At 76.3% G+C, this 1,272-nt stretch carries 1 protein-coding gene; it reads right to left on the bottom strand.

What is annotated here, in order from left to right:
• Positions 1–145 precede the first annotated feature (145 nt).
• A partial coding sequence (locus GC722_RS17410; RefSeq protein WP_156612198.1) for an L-serine ammonia-lyase occupies positions 146–1,272 on the bottom strand: 1,127 nt, incomplete at its 5' end.

Genomic DNA, 1,272 nt, shown 5'->3' with positions numbered 1-1,272 from the left:
CTCGGTCATCGGTCCTCCGGGGTCAGCCCGGCGCGGCGCGCCGGGTCGGTCGTGGGTGCGGGGACGTCCCGGGCTGCCGGGGCCCCGTCGGGCTCATCCTGCCCCGAGGCCGGGGCGTCGCCACCGGGGCCCCCCGGGCGGGCCCTCAGCACTCGACGATGTTGACCGCGAGCCCGCCGCGGGCGGTCTCCTTGTACTTGACCTTCATGTCGGCCCCGGTCTGCATCATCGTGCGGACCACCTGGTCCAGGCTCACCTTGTGCGTGCCGGTGCCGTGCAGCGCCAGCCGGGCGGCGGTGATGGCCTTGACCGAGGCGACGGCGTTGCGCTCGATGCAGGGGATCTGCACCAGCCCGCCGACGGGGTCGCAGGTCAGACCGAGGTGGTGCTCCAGCCCGATCTCGGCGGCGTTCTCGACCTGGCGCGGGGTCCCGCCGAGGACGGCGGCCAGCGCCCCGGCCGCCATCGAGCAGGCGGTCCCCACCTCGCCCTGGCAGCCGACCTCGGCGCCGGAGATGGAGGCGCTCTGCTGGTAGACGGCCCCCAGCGCGCCGGCGACCAGCAGGAAGTCGCAGACGGTGTCCTCGTCGCTGCCGGGCACGAACCGGACGACGTAGTGCAGCACCGCGGGGATGATGCCCGCGGCCCCGTTGGTGGGGGCGGTCACCACCCGGCCGCCGGCGGCGTTCTCCTCGTTGACCGCCAGCGCCCAGAGGGTCACCCAGTCCAGCGCGCGCAGCGGGTCGGGCTGCGCACCGGGACGGCCCTCCTCGGCCAGCAGCCGGGCCCGCAGGTCGGCGGCCCGGCGCGGCACCCGCAGCCCGCCGGGCAGCGTGCCGGTGCGTCGGCAGCCGGCCTCGACGCAGGCCCTCATGGTGTCCCAGACGGCCAGCAGCCGGCGGCGGACCTCCTCGCGGGGGCGCCGGGCGGTCTCGTCGGCCCACATCAGCTCCGCCACCCCCATCCCGGTGCGGTCGCACTCGGCCAGCAGCTCCGCGCCGGTGCGGAAGGGGTGGGGGACCGGGGTGGGGTCGGGCCGCAGCACCGGCGTGCCGCTGCCGTCGTCGTCGAGCACGAACCCGCCGCCGACGGAGTAGCTGGTCGAGCGCCGCAGCACCGAACCAGCTGCGTCGGTGGCGGTGAAGGTCATGCCGTTGGGGTGGAAGGGGAGCGCGCGGCGACGGTGCAGCACCAGGTCGTCGTCGGGGTCGAAGTCGATCTCGCGCCGGCGCGCGGGGTCGTCGCAGGCCCGGTTCAGCACCAGCCGACGGG

The sequence above is a fragment of the Auraticoccus cholistanensis genome (genome assembly GCF_009742705.1).
Taxonomy (GTDB): Bacteria; Actinomycetota; Actinomycetes; order Propionibacteriales; family Propionibacteriaceae; genus Auraticoccus; species Auraticoccus cholistanensis.
This window is presented reverse-complemented; position numbering and strand designations above follow the sequence as displayed.